19 protein-coding genes, 2 tRNA genes and 3 rRNA genes are annotated in these 19,009 nt (G+C 59.4%); 14 read left to right on the plus strand and 10 right to left on the minus strand.

The window, feature by feature from the left end; all coding sequences use genetic code 11:
- Positions 1-11 precede the first annotated feature (11 nt).
- Positions 12-716: a TrkA family potassium uptake protein gene (locus tag SynM161_RS10295; protein WP_115160742.1), complete on the plus strand. Its 705-nt coding sequence runs from the start codon at positions 12-14 to the stop codon at positions 714-716.
- A 4-nt stretch (positions 717-720) separates the two neighbouring features.
- On the plus strand, positions 721-1,860 hold the full coding sequence (locus SynM161_RS10300; RefSeq protein ID WP_186541312.1) for an anhydro-N-acetylmuramic acid kinase: 1,140 nt from the start codon (positions 721-723) through the stop codon (positions 1,858-1,860).
- On the opposite strand, the gene SynM161_RS10305 is transcribed toward SynM161_RS10300, so the two are convergent.
- Complete coding sequence (locus SynM161_RS10305; RefSeq protein WP_186541314.1) at positions 1,857-2,150, minus strand: hypothetical protein; 294 nt, start codon at positions 2,148-2,150, stop codon at positions 1,857-1,859. The genes SynM161_RS10300 and SynM161_RS10305 overlap by 4 nt on opposite strands.
- 105 nt (positions 2,151-2,255) lie before the next feature.
- Here SynM161_RS10305 and SynM161_RS10310 point away from each other — a divergent pair, with 105 nt between their 5' ends.
- The gene (locus SynM161_RS10310) at positions 2,256-2,555 is read left to right on the plus strand and encodes a hypothetical protein (RefSeq protein ID WP_186541316.1); all 300 of its coding nucleotides are present in this window, start codon (positions 2,256-2,258) and stop codon (positions 2,553-2,555) included.
- Positions 2,556-2,602: 47 nt separating this feature from the next.
- Complete coding sequence (locus SynM161_RS10315) at positions 2,603-2,833, plus strand: hypothetical protein (RefSeq protein ID WP_186541318.1); 231 nt, start codon at positions 2,603-2,605, stop codon at positions 2,831-2,833.
- On the opposite strand, the gene SynM161_RS10320 is transcribed toward SynM161_RS10315, so the two are convergent.
- On the minus strand, positions 2,811-2,987 hold the full coding sequence (locus SynM161_RS10320; protein ID WP_186541319.1) for a hypothetical protein: 177 nt from the start codon (positions 2,985-2,987) through the stop codon (positions 2,811-2,813). The two genes, SynM161_RS10315 and SynM161_RS10320, sit on opposite strands and share 23 nt — an antisense overlap.
- 70 nt (positions 2,988-3,057) lie before the next feature.
- On the opposite strand from SynM161_RS10320, the gene SynM161_RS10325 reads away from it, so the two are divergent.
- Positions 3,058-4,782 (plus strand): ATP-binding cassette domain-containing protein, encoded by a 1,725-nt coding sequence (locus tag SynM161_RS10325; protein ID WP_186541321.1) that lies wholly within the window; start codon positions 3,058-3,060, stop codon positions 4,780-4,782.
- A gap of 114 nt (positions 4,783-4,896) precedes the next feature.
- Positions 4,897-5,085, plus strand: coding sequence for a hypothetical protein (locus SynM161_RS10330; protein ID WP_006849805.1), 189 nt, complete (start codon positions 4,897-4,899; stop codon positions 5,083-5,085).
- A 10-nt stretch (positions 5,086-5,095) separates the two neighbouring features.
- On the opposite strand, the gene SynM161_RS10335 is transcribed toward SynM161_RS10330, so the two are convergent.
- A complete protein-coding gene (locus SynM161_RS10335) occupies positions 5,096-6,232 on the minus strand; it encodes a trypsin-like peptidase domain-containing protein (protein ID WP_370593066.1) in 1,137 nt (378 codons plus the stop codon).
- Positions 6,233-6,370: 138 nt separating this feature from the next.
- On the opposite strand from SynM161_RS10335, the gene SynM161_RS10340 reads away from it, so the two are divergent.
- The 8 genes from SynM161_RS10340 (at position 6,371) to SynM161_RS10375 (ending at position 12,073) form a co-directional block, all read left to right on the plus strand.
- Positions 6,371-6,643 carry a DUF2973 domain-containing protein gene (locus SynM161_RS10340; RefSeq protein WP_186541323.1) on the plus strand — a complete coding sequence of 91 codons (273 nt, stop codon included), beginning with the start codon at positions 6,371-6,373 and terminating at the stop codon, positions 6,641-6,643.
- A 33-nt stretch (positions 6,644-6,676) separates the two neighbouring features.
- Positions 6,677-7,060 carry a hypothetical protein gene (locus SynM161_RS10345; protein ID WP_006851931.1) on the plus strand — a complete coding sequence of 128 codons (384 nt, stop codon included), beginning with the start codon at positions 6,677-6,679 and terminating at the stop codon, positions 7,058-7,060.
- A 222-nt stretch (positions 7,061-7,282) separates the two neighbouring features.
- Positions 7,283-9,787: an ATP-dependent helicase HrpB gene (gene hrpB, locus SynM161_RS10350; RefSeq protein WP_186542652.1), complete on the plus strand. Its 2,505-nt coding sequence runs from the start codon at positions 7,283-7,285 to the stop codon at positions 9,785-9,787.
- Positions 9,788-9,875: 88 nt separating this feature from the next.
- Positions 9,876-10,016, plus strand: coding sequence for a chlorophyll a/b-binding protein (locus tag SynM161_RS10355; RefSeq protein WP_011365253.1), 141 nt, complete (start codon positions 9,876-9,878; stop codon positions 10,014-10,016).
- 112 nt (positions 10,017-10,128) lie between these two features.
- Positions 10,129-10,305, plus strand: a complete 177-nt coding sequence (locus SynM161_RS10360; protein WP_186541324.1) for a hypothetical protein — start codon at positions 10,129-10,131, stop codon at positions 10,303-10,305.
- Entirely contained in the window at positions 10,295-11,458 is a 1,164-nt protein-coding gene (gene xseA, locus SynM161_RS10365; protein ID WP_186541329.1) for an exodeoxyribonuclease VII large subunit, read from the plus strand. Before SynM161_RS10360 ends, xseA begins: the two co-directional genes overlap by 11 nt.
- A complete protein-coding gene (xseB, locus tag SynM161_RS10370; protein ID WP_186541330.1) occupies positions 11,458-11,727 on the plus strand; it encodes an exodeoxyribonuclease VII small subunit in 270 nt (89 codons plus the stop codon). Before xseA ends, xseB begins: the two co-directional genes overlap by 1 nt.
- Entirely contained in the window at positions 11,720-12,073 is a 354-nt protein-coding gene (locus tag SynM161_RS10375; protein ID WP_115009326.1) for a DUF2834 domain-containing protein, read from the plus strand. Before xseB ends, SynM161_RS10375 begins: the two co-directional genes overlap by 8 nt.
- Here SynM161_RS10375 and SynM161_RS10380 read toward each other — a convergent pair.
- The 7 genes from SynM161_RS10380 to SynM161_RS10410 form a co-directional block, all read right to left on the minus strand.
- A complete protein-coding gene (locus tag SynM161_RS10380; RefSeq protein WP_186541332.1) occupies positions 12,049-12,399 on the minus strand; it encodes a hypothetical protein in 351 nt (116 codons plus the stop codon). The genes SynM161_RS10375 and SynM161_RS10380 overlap by 25 nt on opposite strands.
- Before the next feature lie 53 nt (positions 12,400-12,452).
- Positions 12,453-13,385 carry a YihY/virulence factor BrkB family protein gene (locus SynM161_RS10385; protein ID WP_186541334.1) on the minus strand — a complete coding sequence of 311 codons (933 nt, stop codon included), beginning with the start codon at positions 13,383-13,385 and terminating at the stop codon, positions 12,453-12,455.
- 130 nt (positions 13,386-13,515) lie between these two features.
- A 5S ribosomal RNA gene (gene rrf, locus SynM161_RS10390) occupies positions 13,516-13,632 on the minus strand.
- A 110-nt stretch (positions 13,633-13,742) separates the two neighbouring features.
- Positions 13,743-16,610 (minus strand): 23S ribosomal RNA (locus SynM161_RS10395).
- A 435-nt stretch (positions 16,611-17,045) separates the two neighbouring features.
- Positions 17,046-17,118: transfer RNA gene (locus tag SynM161_RS10400), tRNA-Ala, on the minus strand.
- 9 nt (positions 17,119-17,127) lie between these two features.
- Positions 17,128-17,201: transfer RNA gene (locus SynM161_RS10405), tRNA-Ile, on the minus strand.
- A 184-nt stretch (positions 17,202-17,385) separates the two neighbouring features.
- Positions 17,386-18,871, minus strand: a 16S ribosomal RNA gene (locus tag SynM161_RS10410).
- The 16S, 23S and 5S rRNA genes sit together here with 2 tRNA genes alongside, the layout of an rRNA operon.
- Between the last annotated feature and the right edge of the window lie 138 nt (positions 18,872-19,009).

Consider the following 19,009-nt stretch of genomic DNA (forward strand, 5'->3'; position numbering starts at 1 on the left):
GGGAGGCAGGGATGAAGGAGTGGTGGCAGTGGAGCCCGGCCCAGGGCAGCGAAAGACTCGGCTTCGCGATCATCGGTGTGGGCCGTTTCGGCATCGCCGTTTGCCGGGAACTGCTTCAGAACGGAGCAGATGTGCTGGCCGTGGACCGCTCTGAGCGGGCGGTGGATGAACTGCGTCAGGTGGAGCCCAGCGTGGAGGCCCGCGTCGTCGACTGCACCGACGAAGAGGCCCTGCGCGAGGCCGGCGTGCTCGACATGGGCACCGTGGTGGTGGCAATCAGCGAACCGATCGAGGCCAGCATCACCGCCACCTTGATCGCCAAAGACAGTGAAGGAAGCCGGGTGCGCCAGGTGATTGCCCGGGCGACGAGCGACCTCCACGAAAAAATGCTGAAGCGGGTGGGGGCCGACCGGGTGATCTTCCCCTCGCGCATGCAGGGCGAGCGCCTCGGCCTTGAACTGGTGCGCCCCAACCTGATGGAGCGGCTGGCCCTGGATGAACAGCACTGCATCGAGGAGATCAAGGTTCCGGAACCGTTTGTGGGGCGGTCGCTCCGGGATCTGAATCTGCGCAAGAACTTCAGGGTGAACGTGCTGGCGGCAGGACCGCAAAGCAGCCTGATGGTGAATCCACCGGCATCCCACGTGCTGGAGGAGGGGCACCTGCTGGTGGTGATGGGACTGGTGGACGACCTGCAACGGCTCCCCAAAAACTGAGCCGATGCACTGCCTCGGGCTGATGAGCGGAACCAGTGCTGACGGTGTGGATGCCGTGCTGGTGCACTTCGACGGCTCACCCCAACATCCGAAGTGGTCCTTGCTTCGCCACCACCATCAGCCCTACCCGCTCGAACTGCAGCAGCAGGTGGTGGCAGCCGGCCAGGGTGCAGCGATGCCGGCATCCAGCTGGCTGGAGCTGGCGGAAGCCATCACGGAGGTTCAAGCCCAAGCAGTGCAGGCCTGCGACCCCACTGCAACAGCTGAGCTGATCGGTTGTCATGGCCAGACCGTCTGGCACCGCCCGCCGGCCCAAGGGGCACGGGGGGCCAGTTGGCAGATTCTTCAGGCCCCGCTGCTGGCCCATCTGCTGCAGAGGCCGGTGGTGCATGACTTCCGCGCCGCTGATCTGGCGTTAGGGGGACAGGGAGCACCGCTCGTACCTCGGGCCGATGCGGCACTGCTGGGGCGCACGCAGGGCTGGCGGGCACTGCTCAACCTGGGCGGCATTGCCAACCTCACCCTCATCCCCCCCTGCGGTGGAGTGGATCGCCATGCCGCGATCTTGGGATGGGACTGCGGCCCCGCCAACAGCCTGATTGACCTGGGCATGCGCCAGTTCACCAATGGCGCCCAAAGCTTCGACAAGGGTGGAGCGATGGCAGCGCAGGGCCATGCGGATGAGGGCTGGATCCAGCGGTGGCTCCAGGAGGAGTACTTCCAGCTGGCACCACCGAAATCCACTGGACGGGAGTGCTTCGGGCAGGACGACCTCAACCGGCGGCTACATCAGCTCGATGGAGCCTCAGCGGCAGATGCCATCGCCACCCTGACGGCCTTTTCCGCCGCTGTGGTTGCCCAAGATCTGGCACGTCTGCGCCAGAGCGTTGGGATCGCACCGATCGAACTGATCACAGCCGGAGGTGGCAGCCAAAACCCGGTGTTGATCGATGAGCTGCGGCGGCGATGCCGAGGCGCACAGATCGATGAAAGCAGCAGTCTGAGGGTGCCGACGGAAGCCCGAGAAGCTCTGGTCTTCGCCTTGCTGGCCTGGTGGCACCACAGGGAGCATCCCGGCAATGCCCCCACCGTCACAGGAGCCAAACGAGAAGCCGTGCTCGGCGTGCGGGTGAATCCGGCCTAACCCGGCCTGTGCAGGCGCAAACGACGGGGCGCACCCCGCAGACGGCGGGGCTGCTGTGATTCCAGAGCGGACCGCAGGCGCTCCTCGCGGGTCGGCGCCGGAGCGGACGCGTCCAACTCCTGCTCATGGCGTTGCACACCCTGCTGGATCAGCACCCTCGCCATGTTGCTCACCGTGCGGGATTCCAACTCCGCCATCGCCGTGAGCCGCGCACAGAGGTCCTCAGGAAGAACCACCTGAATTCTGGGGGACTTGGGCTTCCCGCTGGATGAGGTCTGACGGGTGGGCACGACCGGATCCCCAGACAGGGGCTCTGCTACTAAAAAGTGTACAGAGATGGTCAAGGGTAGTATCCATGACTATGGTGGGGGCATTGGTCCTCCTCGGAGTACCCCATGACACAAGCCACACCACGCCCCCGTCGCAGCCCAGCCGGCTCACGCACTCGGTCCCGACGCCCCCGTCGCAGCGCTGAAAACAGCGACGTGCTGGTGTCAGCCGTGATCAGCACCTATTTGCTGACCCACCTGCACCACGTGTTGCAACGGGCCGAATACGGCGCCTCCCAGGAGGGGCGCAGCACCCAGGCCGCCAACTACGCGCAACTGCGCAAGGTGCTCTGCATGGATGCCCGCAGCATGAAGGACGCCTCCGCTCTGGGGCAGCACGATGACGGCCTCGAACAAGCTGCCTGACAAGACTCTCGGTGCTGAATAGCGTTTGAGCAGTTGCTCAGATCGCGATGGCTTCCAACGCCGCATCGCTCTACGCCCGAATCAGCAGCAATCCGGAGCAGACCCAGGCGCTGTTCCGTCAGGCGCTGCAGGATCCCAACGGTGCCATGGCCAGCATCTGCAACCTGGGCGATCAGCTGGGGCTACCCGTCACGACCGAAGAGGTGCGCGAGCATCTGGCCAGCCTTGACGACGAGGACAGCAAACGCTGGCTGGTTAAGGCGAGAGGCGGTCTTTGAACCCAGGCGCTTCGGACATCAGAAACGCCTGGGGTTCAGTGCGCTGACGGCGTTCGTAGCCACCACCCCCGGCCCAACTGAAGAAGAGCAAGTAGCTCACGATCGCCAGACCTGCGGCCACCACGAGAGCGGCCAGCTGCTCCAGTTTCCGCATGGCGACCAGCCTCCGGGAACACTCACCAGTTTGCCGACAGGGATGATGGGGGGCATCACGCCTTCCGCCGGTGCTGCGACTCGAAAACGTCAGCAAGATCTACCCCACGGGGGAAGTGCTCCGCGCCGTGACCTGGGAGGTGAAAGCCGGAGACAGGATCGGACTGGTGGGGGTGAACGGCGCCGGCAAGTCCACCCAGATGCGTCTGATCGCCGGACACGAAGAGCCCACCAGCGGCCAGGTGGTTCGGCAAGGGGAGCCCCGCATCGCCTACCTCCAGCAGGAATTCGACGTGGACCTGGAGCGCACCGTGCGCCAGGAACTGTTTCAAGCCTTCGGCGAAGCGGCCGAAGTGATGAACCACCAGCAGCAGGTGGAAGAGGCGATGGGCTCCGAACGGGCTGCGGAGGATCCCGACCATCTGGACCAGCTGATCCAAGAACTGGGAAAGCTGCAAAGCCGTTTCGAAGCACTGCATGGCTACGAACTCGATGCCCGCATCGACAAGCTCCTGCCCACGATCGGCTTCACCCCGGAGGGCGCTGAGCTGCAGGTGAAGGACTATTCCGGGGGCTGGCAGATGCGGATCGCCCTGGGGAAAATCCTGCTGCAGGAACCGGATCTGCTGCTGCTCGACGAGCCCACCAACCATCTGGATGTCGAAACCATCCAGTGGCTGGAGAACTACCTGCTGGAGCAGAGCGCAGCCCTTGTGGTGATCAGCCACGACCGCACCTTCCTCGACCGGGTCTGCAATCAGATCGTTTCCACCGAACGGGGCGTGTCCCGCACCTACCTCGGCAACTACACCGCCCACCTGGAGCAGAAACAACTGGAGCGGGAGGCCACACAGGCGGCCTTCGAACGGCAGCAGAAGGAGATCGCCACGCAACAGGCCTACATCGATCGCTTCCGCGCCAGTGCCACCCGCAGCACCCAGGCCAAAAGCCGTGAGAAGCAGCTGGACAAGGTGGAACGGGTGGAGGCACCGATCGAATCCGTGGCCGGGCCGAGTTTTCAGTTCCCGCCTGCCCCGCGCTCCGGAGCCCAGGTGGCCCTGATCGACAACGTCACCCACAGCTATGGAGACAAAATCCTGTTCCTGGGGGCTGAACTGGAGGTGGAGCGGGGTGACCGCATTGCCTTCGTCGGCCCCAATGGTGCGGGCAAGTCCACCCTGCTGCGACTGGTGATGGGGGTTGAAACCCCTGATGAAGGCAGTGCCCGGCTTGGGGAGCACAACGTGATTGCGGGGTACTTCGAACAGAACCAGGCCGAAGCCCTGGATCTGTCCAAGACCGTGATCGACACGATGTACGAAGCGGTTCCCGACTGGACCCAGACCCAGGTTCGTTCGCTGCTGGGCAGTTTCTGCTTCAGCAACGACACGGTGTTCAAGGAAGTCGGGAAGCTCAGCGGCGGCGAGAAAGCCCGCCTGGCCCTGGCCCTGATGCTGCTCACCCCCTGCAATCTGCTGGTGCTGGATGAGCCCACCAATCACCTCGACATCCCCGCCAAACAGATGCTCGAGGACGCCTTGATGGCCTACGAGGGAGCCGCGCTGCTGGTCTCCCACGACCGCTATTTCATCTCCCGCGTCGCCAACCGCATCGTGGAACTGCGGGACGGAGAGCTGGTGATGTATCGCGGGGACTACAACTACTACCTCGAGAAAAAAGAGGAGGAAAGGGCAGCTGCCAAGGAGAAAGAACTGGCTGCAGAACGAGAAGCCAAGCGGAAGGCCAACAAGGAGAAGCAGAAGGCACGCGACGCCCGCCGTAAAAAGGCGGCCTGACTGGCATCAGACGACGGCAACGAAAACTTCACACAGGTTTAGGCAGGAAGACTTATTTCGCTTTACCTGGTGTTTTCATCTGCATAGGCTGACAAAACAGACCTTCCAGCCCCGATGAGCATGGTTCCCGGCCCCGGCAACAGTGAACCCGTTGGCGGTTCAACAGCCCCCGGTCCGGCACCCCATGAGCAGACCTGGGACGCCGTGGAAACCTATTTCCAGTGCATCACCACCTGTTCGCTCGACGATGGCGACTGCATCACACAATGCGTCGAACAACTGAGGGACGCCGACGACGCCTGAGCCCAAAGCTTCAGCCAGGGGGCAAGGCCGACAAATCGACGGGCTTGACGTTGATCGAGACCCGCTCCTGAGCTCGCTGCACCTCGAGCGCAACCGTGGCACCGACACCGCGGCGTTCAATGGCACTGACCACCGCAGCTGGGCCCTTAACCGCCTGGCCATCGAAGCGAAGGATCACATCATCCACCTTGAGCCCGGCGCGGTCCGCCGGCCCCCCAGGTTGAACAGCGCGAATCACCGCACCTGGCGGCACCGGGGATGTGGGGGTGGGCCGGGGCACCGCTGACAGACGGATGCCGATCACCGGATGACGGACCTTGCCGCTGGACACCAGCTGCTGGGCAATGGTTCGAGCGCGATTGATCGGGATGGCAAACCCCAGACCCGCCCCAGGCCCTGATCGCACCAGGGTGTTGATGCCGATCACTTCACCGGCGGCATCGAGCAGTGGCCCGCCCGAGTTACCGGGATTGATCGCTGCATCGGTCTGAATCAGATCCAAACGCTTACCGGAGATCCCGAGCTGGGCAACGTTCCGGTTGAGGTTGCTGATGATCCCGAGGGTCACCGTGCTCTCCAGCCCGTAAGGATTGCCCACGGCAATCGCCCAATCGCCCACGCTGAGTCGGTCGGAATTCCCCAGATCGGCGACAGGCCAGGGCCCGGGGCCCTCCAGACGCACCACCGCGAGATCAGTGAGGCTGTCTTTGCCCACCACGCGGGCAGGCACCCGCCTTCCATCGGAGAGCCCCACGGTGAGTTGATCCGCCCCCTCCACCACATGGGCGTTGGTGAGCAGCAGGCCCTTGGCATCGAAGATCACCCCACTGCCTTGGCCGCGCTGCACCCTGGAGCCTGGGGCTGTGGGGCGTGGGATGCCGAAGAAGTGGCGAAACAAAGGGTCCTGCATCAGGGCCGGCGGCACACCCGCAGCACTGGACTGATTGACGGTCCGCGCCGTCTCCAGGGTGACCACAGCCGGACCACTGCGCTTCACAGCAGCCGCCACAAACGATTCGCGACGGATCGCCGGGCGCGCCTCGAGTTGCTGAGGGCCAACGAGCAAGGTAAGCGACGACACGCCGGCCACCAGCAATCCCCCCGCCAGAGCAGAGACGACGAGCGGGCGGGATGGGGAGCTGACCACAGTGTCAAGGCCATCGGCTGCCTCGACGATACGCAGAGCAGAACCAAAAACAGCCACATTCCATGTCAGAACTGTGACCACATGCGACCGGGGTCCCGATAGCGTGAGGATGCAGACATTCAGCTGGGTCGGAGGGTCATGCTCGGTTCGCTGTTTCCCCTCATCTACGGAGCGCTGTTCGTGGCCCTGTTGTGGCAGGCCTTCCGCGTGATGAGCAAAGGCTTCCGCGCTGCCAGCGGTCCGATCAACAGCGTGCCAAGCAACGCTCCGAACGACCGCACAGGCCAGGTCACCGTTCACCCAGAACTGCTGGACAGCGAGGGACGCATCACCGAAGAGGCCCTGCTGACGGTGCGCTTTGGCGGTGACGATGACGAAGCCTCGACGGCCGCTGGACCCGGCACTGAATAAATTGGGCGCTTGGAGTCGACAGGGGTCGCCTGAGTGGATCAGAGAACACGCATCGTTGCCGCGGTCATCAAGGGCCTCAAACTGCCCCCCCGGTTTCGGCTTCGGCTGATGAAGGAAGACCCCGTTCGCCTGGAATTGAGCCTGACTCCGGCCTACGGCAAGGACCCCATCACCGTGGGACTTGTGGAATCTCTTGATCTGGTGGCCCGTCGTGACCGGGAAGGCAGGATCCCCCGCGACCTTCAGGGCACCTGGGACTGGACGGTCCGCCACGGCCAGGTGAGCACCGGAGGCTGGAACCCCTATCTCAAGGAAGCACTGCAGACCATGTTCGAGACCGGTCTCCCGGCCATCGTGTTTGAGGAGCTCACCGGAGAGGAGTACCACCCTGTGGATGGGACCCGTCACGTGCGCTGATCCAACACGGGGCTTCTGTAAAGGCGTGCGAATGAATGCAGCAATGCCACTGACAAGGGGGCTAGACCGGAATTAATCCGGCCTTTAAGAAAGTCTTCATGGCCTCCCTTGTTGTTTCCATCGGCCCGCTGGTGCGGCTTCTGGCGGCCGTCGGCGCCATAAGCAGCCTGGTGGTTTTCGGCCTGATGAATCTCATCCCGTGAATTGAGCGGCAACACCGCGTTGAGCCAGTTCCCGATCGACGCCCTGTTGGAGCAGATCTGTTCTGCGGTCCGCCCAGGGAAAACGGTTCTGCTCCAGGCACCGCCCGGGGCGGGCAAGACAACACGGGTTCCCCTGGCGCTGATCGGAGCCTTAACAAAAGGCCAGGGCGTTCTTGAAGAGCCTCAGAAAATCTGGATGATCGAGCCGCGGCGGCTGGCCGCCAAAGCGGCCGCTGCCCGCCTTGCCGCGAGCCTTGGAGAGGACATCGGTGCGCGCATCGGCTACGCCGTGCGCGGGGAACAGAAGCGATCCGACCGCACCCAGGTGGAGGTGATCACCGACGGCCTCTTCCTGCGGCGCTTGCAGAGCGACCCCTCGCTCGATGGGGTGGGGTGCGTGATCTTCGATGAATTTCATGAGCGGGGGCGCGATGCGGACCTGTCCCTCGCCTTGCTGCGCGAGGCAAGGCCTCTGCTGAATCCAGATCTCGCCGTGATCTTGATGTCGGCCACGCTGGATCTCTCCGATCTGAGGGAACGGCTGCCCGAAGCGACGGTGCTGGAAAGCCCGGGCCGCTGTTACCCGGTTGACACCCACCACCAACCACCCCGACCGGAGGAACCCCTGCCGAAGCAGGTGCTACGTGCCATTGAGCAACACGCCCTCGACCAACCGAAGGGCAGCGGTGTTCTGGTCTTTCTGCCGGGGCTGGCGGAGATTGAACGCTGCAGGCAGACCCTGACGGCCGCCCCTTCCCTGCAGAACTGGAAGATTCAGGCGCTGCACGGTCAACTGCCCTTGCAGCAGCAGAGTTCAGCCCTGCAGCGCTGCGACCCAAACCAGGACGGCAGCATCATCCTGGCCAGCGCCATTGCCGAGAGCTCCCTCACGATTGATGGGGTGCGCCTGGTGATTGACAGCGGCCTCAGCCGTCAACTGCGCTACGACCCCAACACCCGCATGGAGGGCCTGGAGACCACCGCCTCCAGCCTGGCCAGTGCAGAGCAGCGCCGGGGCCGGGCAGGCCGGCAATGCCCGGGCCGCTGCATCCGCCTCTGGTCACCGGCAGAGCAACAACGACGGCCACCCTTTCACCCACCTGAACTGCTGCTAGCCGATCCCCAGCCCGTGCTGATGGAACTGGCCCAGTGGGGGGCTGGGCTGGGGGAAGAGCTGCCGTGGCTGGACTCTCCCCCCGCAGCAGCCATGCAGGAGGGACAGCACAGCCTGCAACAGCTCGGCCTGCTGGAGCTGGACGGCCGGATCAGCGAGCGGGGACGGCTGATCGGCGGCCTCGGCGTTCACCCTCGTCTCGGCATGCTGCTGGTGGAAGCCCATGAACAGGGCGCCCCCCAGCTGGGGTGTGATCTGGCGGCCATCCTCAGCGAACGAGATCCCTTCGATCGCCGTCAGATCGGCAGCGATCTCGAGGCCCGGCTCAACAGCATCCAGCGCCATCCATCCCTGCGAACGCTCAGCCAGCAACTCCGCCGCCAACTGAAGCGACTGGGTACCTCACCCCAGAAACGAGACGCTTCCGTCAATGCTGGCGATCTGATCCTGGCGGCCTTTCCGGAATGGCTGGCGCAACAGCGTCCAGACCAGGCCGGTCGCTATCAACTGCGTCAGGGACGCGGAGCAACCCTGCTGCCCTGGGATCCGCTCCAAGGCAGTCCGGCCCTGGCCGTCGCCAGGGTCGACATGGGCGGCCGGGACACGCGGATCCAGATGGCCGTGGCTCTGAGCCGGAGCACCCTGCAGAGCATCGCTGAGCGGGACGGCCACTGGCAGGACGAAGCCAGCTGGGATCCCGAACGACAGCGGGTCCGTGCCGAACGCCAGCTCAAACTGGGGGCCTTGGTGGTGCGCCGAACGCCACAGCCTTCACCAGCCGCAGCGCTGTGCCGCACCCTGCTGATGGAGCAGCTGAAGAAGAGTGCCAGTCTTGATGCCCTGCCCTGGACGGACAGCAGCCATCAGCTGCGCCAACGGCTGGCATGGATGCACCAACAAGTGGGCGCCCCCTGGCCTGATCGCGATCTGACAACCCTTCTGGAGCAGGCTGACAGCTGGCTTGGCCCCAGCCTGGAAGGCTGCCTGGGCTGGAGCGACATCAGCGCGACAGCCTTGGAAGAAGCACTCTGGGGCGATCTGGACTGGAGCTTCAGGCAACAGCTGGATGCTCTGCTGCCGCGCCGGATCCCGATCCCCTCCGGCCGGCAAGCCGCGCTGCTCTACACCACCGACGAAGTGATCCTCGCTGTGAAATTGCAGGAGATGTTCGGATCTGACGACGGCCCCCACGTGCTGAATGGCCGCATCCCCGTCACGCTGGAGCTGCTCTCACCAGCCGGACGCCCCCTGCAACGCACCCGCGCCCTCAAAGACTTCTGGGAAGGCAGTTACCAGGAGGTGCGCCGGGAAATGCGAGGGCGCTACCCCAAGCACCCCTGGCCCGAAGATCCCCGCCAGGCGCTGCCGACGGCCCGGACCAAGCGCAAATCAAATGGCCAGCAGCCCTGACCAGGAAAAGCCCGGCGCGTAGCCGTTAACACACTCAACAAAACTCCAACCTTTGTTACATTTGTCCCACACCAATCGGTTCACACACATGTCTGACAACGCACGCTTCGGCTTCGTCAACTTTGCTGAAACCTGGAACGGTCGCCTGGCCATGCTGGGCATCGTGATCGGCCTCGGCACCGAGCTCCTGACCGGCCAGGGCATCCTGTCCCAGATCGGCCTCGGCTGATTTCCGCACCGCGGAATTACAGAACCCCTCGGCTTGCCGGGGGGTTTTTTGTTGCCTTTCCACCAGCCACCGCTGATGCAGCACAGTGGGGAGGATTCCACTGAGGCAGTCGTTGGCACCGCTTTACGTTCAGAACAGACGTGATGGATCAAGGCTGCTCAGCAGCGCCTTGGTGATCTGCACGGTTGGTGCCACCCAGATCCACCAACACTGGGGCGTTCTGTTGACCAGCATCTCAGCCGTTGTCTGCATCTATTGGGGTTACGCCTACAGCCGCCTTGAGCGTTGATCGTCTTCCGACCTATTCCGTTGCTGAGCTGAACACAGCCATCGGCAGCCTGCTGGAACGCGGTTTTGCGCCGCGTTTTTTACTGGAAGCAACGGTCTCCCGGCCACAACTTAAAAAGGGCCACCTCTGGCTCACCCTCACCGACGGCTCCGCCAGCATTTCCGGTGTGGTGTGGGCTTCGAAGCTGGCCCAATTGAGCTATCAACCCAAAGACGGTGACGGCGTCACCGTGGTGGGCAAGCTCAATTTCTGGGCAGCCCGAGCCAGCCTCACCGTTCAGGCGCTGGATATCCGGCCCAGCCTCAGCACGGTGCTGCGCGACTTTGAACGGGTGCGGCAAGTTTTGGAACAGGAAGGGGTGATCGACCCAAGCCGTCAGAGGGCACTTCCAAGCCAACCCGCCTCGATCGCGGTGCTCACCAGCGTGCCCAGTTCCGCCCTGGCCGACATGCTCCGCACTGCGGCGGAACGCTGGCCCATGACGCAGCTGATCGTGGTGCCAATTCCAGTGCAGGGTTCCGTGGCACCGACGATCATCAGCACCCTGGAAGCCTTGGCCGAGCGCACAGATGAGTTGGGACTGGACGCTTTGGTGCTCGCCCGCGGCGGTGGCAGCCGGGAAGACCTGGCAGTGTTCGACAACGAAGCGCTTTGCCGCCTCCTGGCGAACTACCCCATACCGGTGGTGACAGGCCTGGGACATGAGGATGATCTCACCGTCGCCGATCTGGTGGCAGACCATCGTGCAGCCACGCCCACGGCAGCGATCGTGGCCTTGCTGCCTGACCGCGAGGCGGAACGCCAAGGACTAGCGCAACGGCAAAGCCGATTGAAAGAGGCGCTGCTGGGGAGAATCCTTCGCGAACGTCAGCGCCTTCAGGATCGAGACGTAGCCCTTCAGCAACAGTCTCCACTGGAAAAGATCCAACGCCAACGCCAGGCACTGGCTCAAAGGCACCAATTGCTCAAGGCACTATCACCGGAACGCTGGCTGAAACGCGGCTTGGCTCTGATCAGCAACACCGCCGGCGAGTCCATTTCAGACCTGGAATCCGTCAAGATCGGTGATCAGCTCAACATTCGAATGAGCAACGGAAGCCTTGAAGCTCGAGTCGATCAGATCCAGCACAATGCACCCACCACCTCCTCCTGATGAGCAAGCGCCAAGTCAAGAAAGAGCAACGCGATCGCATCGAAGCGTGGCGAAAGGATGCCGAGACACTGAGCTACGAGGAAGCCATGCAGGCTTTGGATCTGCTGCTTGCTGAACTACAGAACGAGAGTGTTCCGTTGGCGGACTTGCAGCAAAAGGTGCTCCATGGCGAGGTGTATCTGAACCGGTGTCAGAGCCTGCTCGACAGCGTGGAGCAGTCGATTGTCGAGCTTGATCCCACAACTCTCAAAGCCACACCCGATGCGTAAAGCCCTGCCTTGGATTTATCTGCTTCTTGCTGTGTTGGGAGCGATCCTGCCCTGGAAGGCCAACCTGGAATTCATCGCCGAAAGCGGTGGACAGGCCTTTGATCTGGCACGATTCATCGCCGATGCCAGCAGCACAGCCGCGTCACGCTCCTTAAGCGCTGATCTACTGGTGGGGGCCAGTGCCGTCACGCTCTGGATCTGTGTGGAAGGACCACGTCAGAAGATCAAAGGTTGGTGGCTGGCCATCCCCCTGAGCTTCGGTGTGGCCTTTGCCTGCGCTGCTCCGTTTTTCTTGTTCCTGCGGGAACGACAGCTTCAGGCTCAGGAATCGGAATCCACATCCTGAGCCACCACGTCAATGGTGAGATCACTGGCAGGTGGAGACGGGGCTGCCGCACTGGCCGGGCTGCCTCCAGCACTGGCGTAGGGAGTGCCGCAGACGGCACAAACTGCAGCCCCCTTCAGACCCGTTGCACCGCAAGCAGTACAGCTGATCATCCGGGACTGCAAAAGCTTCCAACCAATCCAACCAAGACCGGAAAGGATCAAAGGAAGTGCCAAAAGAGCCAGCAACACGCCACCGGCGAGATCAAGCAAGAGTCGACCTGCAGCGGTTGGCAGCAGCAGGAGCAACACAACTCCGATCCACAACACTGCTGGTGATCGATTCATGGGCTTCAACGGAAGAGGTCCGCTGAATCAGCTTCGCAGAGTTAAATCAAAGTTCAAGGCGCCGCGCTGTTCGGTTCCCCGAGCCGGGGTTTCGCAAAACGAACTGCGGCCAATTCCACACTCAAACACTGGCCAAAATAAAGAATCACACCCACCAACCAAACCCAAAGCGTTAACACTAAAACACCACCAATCACGCCATAGGCCTGATAGCGATTACCCAGAGAAACAATACTCAAACTCAGAATTTTATTGAGAAAGGCGAGACCGAATCCAATCAACAACGCGCCAGGAATGAGTGGAATTGCAGGAACACGACGACTGGGCAACACCACCTGAAGCAACCAAGCCATCAAAGACAAGATCAACGCGGGAACAAGAATCCGCCCGAGAGGAAGAATGGGACTGGAGCGCACGATTCCCATTAAGCCAGGAACGACGCTATCCAATAAGCTAAGAATGTCCTCAGGGAGCTGCCCAATACTGAGTACCAACTGTTGAAAAACGATCAAAATAGATATGGCAAAAACCGTCATGAAGGCTTCAACACGTGTTCTACAAAACTGTCCAACCTGTTGCCACCAAGACAAACCGATTGATGGCTCGGGCAGAATCTCAGACCACAAGCGATCAGCTCCACGCTGGAGCGTTAAATAAGCATTACTGGCCGTAAGAAGCAAAACGACAACACCGAGGATTCCAGCGCCAAAGCCTTGATCCACCAACCCACGCAAGGTCGAATCGACAAGGCTGGTTGCTGACGGCGGTAAGACCTGCGTCACCGAGGCCAACACATTATCCACACTGTCCGTTTTGCCAAACACCCTTGCGGCAACAGACAGCGCAATCAGAAGCAGCGGAAAGAACGACTGAAGAACGAAATATGCAAAAGCAGCACTTAAATCAACACACTCAGCATTATTCCAACGCTGACAAGCCTTCCAAATCTGGCCACTTAAACGTCGAACTAGTGAACGTCTTGGCACAGATGAGCGCAAAAGACTACTAAAACCTTACAACAAAAAAGCCACCTCATGGTGAGGTGGCTTTTTCGCGGGTGGTGATGGTGATCGCTTCAGCAATCAGCACATCATCAACCTATTTGGAGAATGTTTTACCTGGCATCGAGCTATTTTCTCAGGGGGCTACCCCCCAAATATCGTCGCCGCTGATGCGTTTCACAACCGAGTTCGGGATGGATCGGAGTGGGACCACACCGCCATGGACACCAGGATAGATAAACATTCTCAAGGGATGAACCCTGAGAACTGCATAGGATCTGCAACTAAAGCTGCACGTCTGAATCAAACAAAGAAATGAGTCTTCAGGCAAGAACCAAAATGTTGGTCAAGCCCTCGGTCTATTAGTACTCCTCCGCTGCATCCATTACTGGACTTCCACGTAGAGCCTATCAACGGGTGTTCTTCCCGTGACCTTACTGGGTTACCCCATGGGAACACTCATCTTGAGGTGGGCTTCCCACTTAGATGCTTTCAGCGGTTATCCACTCCGCACATGGCTACCCAGCGTTTACCGTTGGCACGATAACTGGTACACCAGAGGTGCGTTCCTCCCGGTCCTCTCGTACTAGGGAGAAATCCTCTCAATGTTCCTGCGCGTACACCGGATATGGACCGAACTGTCTCACGACGTTCTGAACCCAGCTCGCGTACCGCTTTAATGGGCGAACAGCCCAACCCTTGGGACCGACTTCAGCCCCAGGTTGCGATGAGCCGACATCGAGGTGCCAAACCTCCCCGTCGATGTGAACTCTTGGGGGAGATCAGCCTGTTATCCCTAGAGTAACTTTTATCCGTTGAGCGACGGCCCTTCCACTCAGAACCGTCGGATCACTAAAACCGACTTTCGTCCCTGTTCGACTTGTAGGTCTCACAGTCAAGCTTCCTTCTGCTTTTGCACTCGTCAGCTGATTTCCAACCAGCCTGAGGAAACCTTTGTGCGCCTCCGTTACCTTTTAGGAGGCGACCGCCCCAGTCAAACTGCCCACCTGATACTGTCCGCTCCCCGGATAACGGGTGAACGTTAGAACCCTAGCTCTGAAAGAGTGGTATCTCACCAGTGACTAACTCATAGCCGCAACCATGAGATCAACGTCTCCCACCTATCCTGCGCATTCAGAGCCCGGGCACAATACCAAGCTACAGTAAAGCTTCATAGGGTCTTTCTGTCCAGGTGTACGTAGTCCGCATCTTCACAGACAATTCTATTTCGCCGAGCCTCTCTCCGAGACAGCGCCCTGATCGTTACGCCTTTCGTGCGGGTCGGAACTTACCCGACAAGGAATTTCGCTACCTTAGGACCGTTATAGTTACGGCCGCCGTTCACCGGGGCTTCAGTCGCCAGCTTCGCTTACGCTGACCGGCTTCCTTAACCTTCCGGCACTGGGCAGGCGTCAGCCCCCATACATCGTCTTGCGACTTAGCGGAGACCTGTGTTTTTGGTAAACAGTCGCCAGGGCCTCTTCACTGCGACCACCTTGCGGTGGCACCCCTTCTCCCGAAGTTACGGGGCCATTTTGCCGAGTTCCTTAGAGAGAGTTACCTCGCGCACCTCGGTATTCTCTACCACCCCACCTGTGTCGGTTTCGGGTACTGGCAGTCATGCCTTAACGGGTATAGAGCTTTTCTTGGAAGCTTGACGTCACCAACTTCGCTGCCGTAGCAGCTCGTACTCACGCCTCAGCTCGGAACGTTTTCACCGCTCCTCAACGCCTCGAACGCTTGAACCAGTAACCAACATCTGGCTTGGCTAGCCTTCTCCGTCCCTCTTCCCAAAACATGACCGGTACAGGAATGTTGACCTGTTATCCATCGACTACGCCTTTCGGCCTCGCCTTAGGTCCAGACTAACCCTCCGCGGACGAGCCTGCCGGAGGAACCCTTAGGGTTTCGGTGCATGGGATTCTCACCCATGTTTTCGCTACTCAAGCCGACATTCTCACTTCTATGCAGTCCACGCCCGCTCACGCTAACGCTTCGCCCCACATAGAACGCTCCCCTACCATAAAAATCCGCAGCTTCGGTACAACACTTAGCCCCGTTCATTTTCGGCGCAGGATCGCTCGACCAGTGAGCTATTACGCACTCCTTTGAGGATGGCTGCTTCTAGGCAAACCTCCTGGTTGTCTATGCAATCCCACCTCCTTTATCACTTAGTGTTGATTTGGGGACCTTAGCTGGCGGTCTGGGCTGTTTCCCTCTCGACCATGGAGCTTATCCCCCACAGTCTGACTGCCTCGCTACACACAGGGTATTCAGAGTTCATCTCGATTTGGTACCGCTCTCGCAGCCCGCACCGAAATGGTGGCTTTACCCCCCTGCTGGAGCACGAGACGCTACGCCTCAACGTATTTCGGGGAGAACCAGCTAGCTCCGGGTTCGATTGGCATTTCACCCCTAACCACAGCTCATCCGCTGACTTTTCAACGTCAGTCGGTTCGGACCTCCACTTGGTATCACCCAAGCTTCATCCTGGCCATGGTTAGATCACCCGGGTTCGGGTCTATAAACACTGACAAACGCCCTATTCAGACTCGCTTTCGCTATGGCTCCACCATTTCCGGTTTAACCCGCCAGTGCCTATAAGTCGCCGGCTCATTCTTCAACAGGCACACGGTCACCCTATAAGTAGGGCTCCCATTGCTTGTAGGCTCACGGTTTCATGTTCTATTTCACTCCCCTCCCGGGGTTCTTTTCACCTTTCCCTCGCGGTACTGTTTCGCTATCGGTCACACAGTAGTACTTAGCCTTACGAGGTGGTCCTCGCGGATTCACACGGAATTTCACGTGCTCCGTGCTACTCGGGATACAGCTAGCTCAGTTCAGTTTTCGGTTACGGGGCTTTCACCCTCTGTGGCGTGCCATTCAAGCACTTCTCCTAACTTCCCTGATACACGTTGCTGTCCCACAACCCCGATACTCGAAAGTATCGGTTTAGGCTCTTCCCCGTTCGCTCGCCGCTACTTAGGGAGTCGTTTTTACTTTCCTTTCCTCCAGCTACTAAGATGTTTCAGTTCGCTGGGTTGGCTCGTGCCAGCCTATGGATTCAGCTGGCCGTATTAAGGGTTGCCCCATTCGGAAATTCCCGGATCAAAGCGTGCTTCCAGCTCCCCGAGACTTATCGCAGGTAACCACGTCCTTCATCGCCTCTGTGTGCCAAGGTATCCGCCGTGAGCCCTTTGTAGCTTGACCAATTAACCTCCTAAACGCTTACCGCCGTTGAAAGCAGATTCTCAAGTTTTTATTGCTAAAAACAAGATCAAACTCTGATTGGCTCGACACCAACCAAAGAACGTTTAAGAGTCTCGGCTCTTGCTCAAAAGAATTTTCATTGTTCTAGATCCAATCTCCCTTTCGGAAGATCAGATTCAAAACAATGCATCTGTAAGATGCTTTGTTTTTTCCAGACTCACCTATGCAGTTGTCAAGGTTCTGCTAGAACTTCAAATCAAATCATCAATTGCTTGATCATTTGATCCGAGCCCAGCATCTTATCAACCAAATTCAAGACTTAAAATCTGAAACTTGGAATGACAGGAAGCTGGGGTCATCCAGCGGACACATCTAAATCACACTCCAATCGAGCTCAACTCCAAAAAATTGGAGATGGGAATCAAGTTCGGTCAGTGGAGGTTAGGAGACTCGAACTCCTGACATCCTGCTTGCAAAGCAGGCGCTCTACCAACTGAGCTAAACCCCCAACACCGAATGGGCCATCCTGGACTTGAACCAGGGACCTCACCCTTATCAGGGGTGCGCTCTAACCACCTGAGCTAATGGCCCAGGAGTCTCATCCCTTTTGGGGTGTGACCTAGACAAAGTTTAGGAACTGAAAATCTCCATCAAGCAATCAACATTGCTGCTGATCCTTGACTTCAAAGCTGAGGTACCGATCGACCTAAGGTGACAGGATTTCGGCCTAAGAATAAAAGCACTCAGGCATCAAAATCATTGTGTTGTCTCCCTGTTAGGAGGTGATCCATCCGCACCTTCCGGTACGGATACCTTGTTACGACTTCACCCCAGTCATCAGCCCCACCTTCGACGTCCTCCTCCACAAGGGTTGGAGTAACGGCTTCGGGCGTGGCCAACTTCCATGGTGTGACGGGCGGTGTGTACAAGGCCCGGGAACGTATTCACCGCAGTATGCTGACCTGCGATTACTAGCGATTCCGCCTTCACGTAGGCGAGTTGCAGCCTACGATCTGAACTGAGCCACGGTTTATGGGATTTGCTTGTCCTCGCGAACTTGCTGCCCTTTGTCCGTAGCATTGTAGTACGTGTGTAGCCCAGGATGTAAGGGGCATGATGACTTGACGTCATCCACACCTTCCTCCGGTTTATCACCGGCAGTCTCTCTAGAGTGCCCAACTAAATGCTGGCAACTAAAGACGTGGGTTGCGCTCGTTGCGGGACTTAACCCAACATCTCACGACACGAGCTGACGACAGCCATGCACCACCTGTCACTGCGTTCCCGAAGGCACTCTCCTGTTTCCAAGAGATTCGCAGGATGTCAAACCCTGGTAAGGTTCTTCGCGTTGCATCGAATTAAACCACATACTCCACCGCTTGTGCGGGCCCCCGTCAATTCCTTTGAGTTTCACACTTGCGTGCGTACTCCCCAGGCGGAACACTTAACGCGTTGGCTACGACACCGAGGGGGTCGATTCCCCCGACACCTAGTGTTCATCGTTTACGGCCAGGACTACAGGGGTATCTAATCCCTTTCGCTCCCCTGGCTTTCGTCCATGAGCGTCAGTGATGGCCCAGCAGAGCGCCTTCGCCACTGGTGTTCTTCCCGATATCTACGCATTTCACCGCTACACCGGGAATTCCCTCTGCCCCTACCACACTCAAGCCCAACAGTTTCCACTGCCATGATGGAGTTAAGCTCCACTTTTTAACAGCAGACTTGAAGGGCCGCCTGCGGACGCTTTACGCCCAATAATTCCGGATAACGCTTGCCACTCCCGTATTACCGCGGCTGCTGGCACGGAATTAGCCGTGGCTTATTCATCAAGTACCGTCAGATCTTCTTCCTTGATAAAAGAGGTTTACAGCCCAGAGGCCTTCATCCCTCACGCGGCGTTGCTCCGTCAGGCTTTCGCCCATTGCGGAAAATTCCCCACTGCTGCCTCCCGTAGGAGTCTGGGCCGTGTCTCAGTCCCAGTGTGGCTGATCATCCTCTCAGACCAGCTACTGATCGATGCCTTGGTGAGCCATTACCTACACCAACTAGCTAATCAGACGCGAGCTCATCCTCAGGCGAAATTCATTTCACCTCGCGGCATATGGGGTATTAGCAGCCGTTTCCAGCTGTTGTCCCCCTCCTGAGGGCAGATTCTCACGCGTTACTCACCCGTCCGCCACTAACCCGAAGGTTCGTTCGACTTGCATGTGTTAAGCACGCCGCCAGCGTTCATCCTGAGCCAGGATCAAACTCTCCGTTGTAGATCATTTCCTCTTAGACGTTTTCACGTCCTCAAAATGATTTGCGTCACCCATTACTCAGTTAAAACTGGCAACAGTTGAGGCCTCCTTTCGCTGACACAAAAGGGTTCTTAAGAGTGCATCTCTAGATTTCTCTAT

This window comes from Synechococcus sp. M16.1 (assembly GCF_014279895.1).
GTDB lineage: Bacteria > Cyanobacteriota > Cyanobacteriia > PCC-6307 > Cyanobiaceae > Parasynechococcus.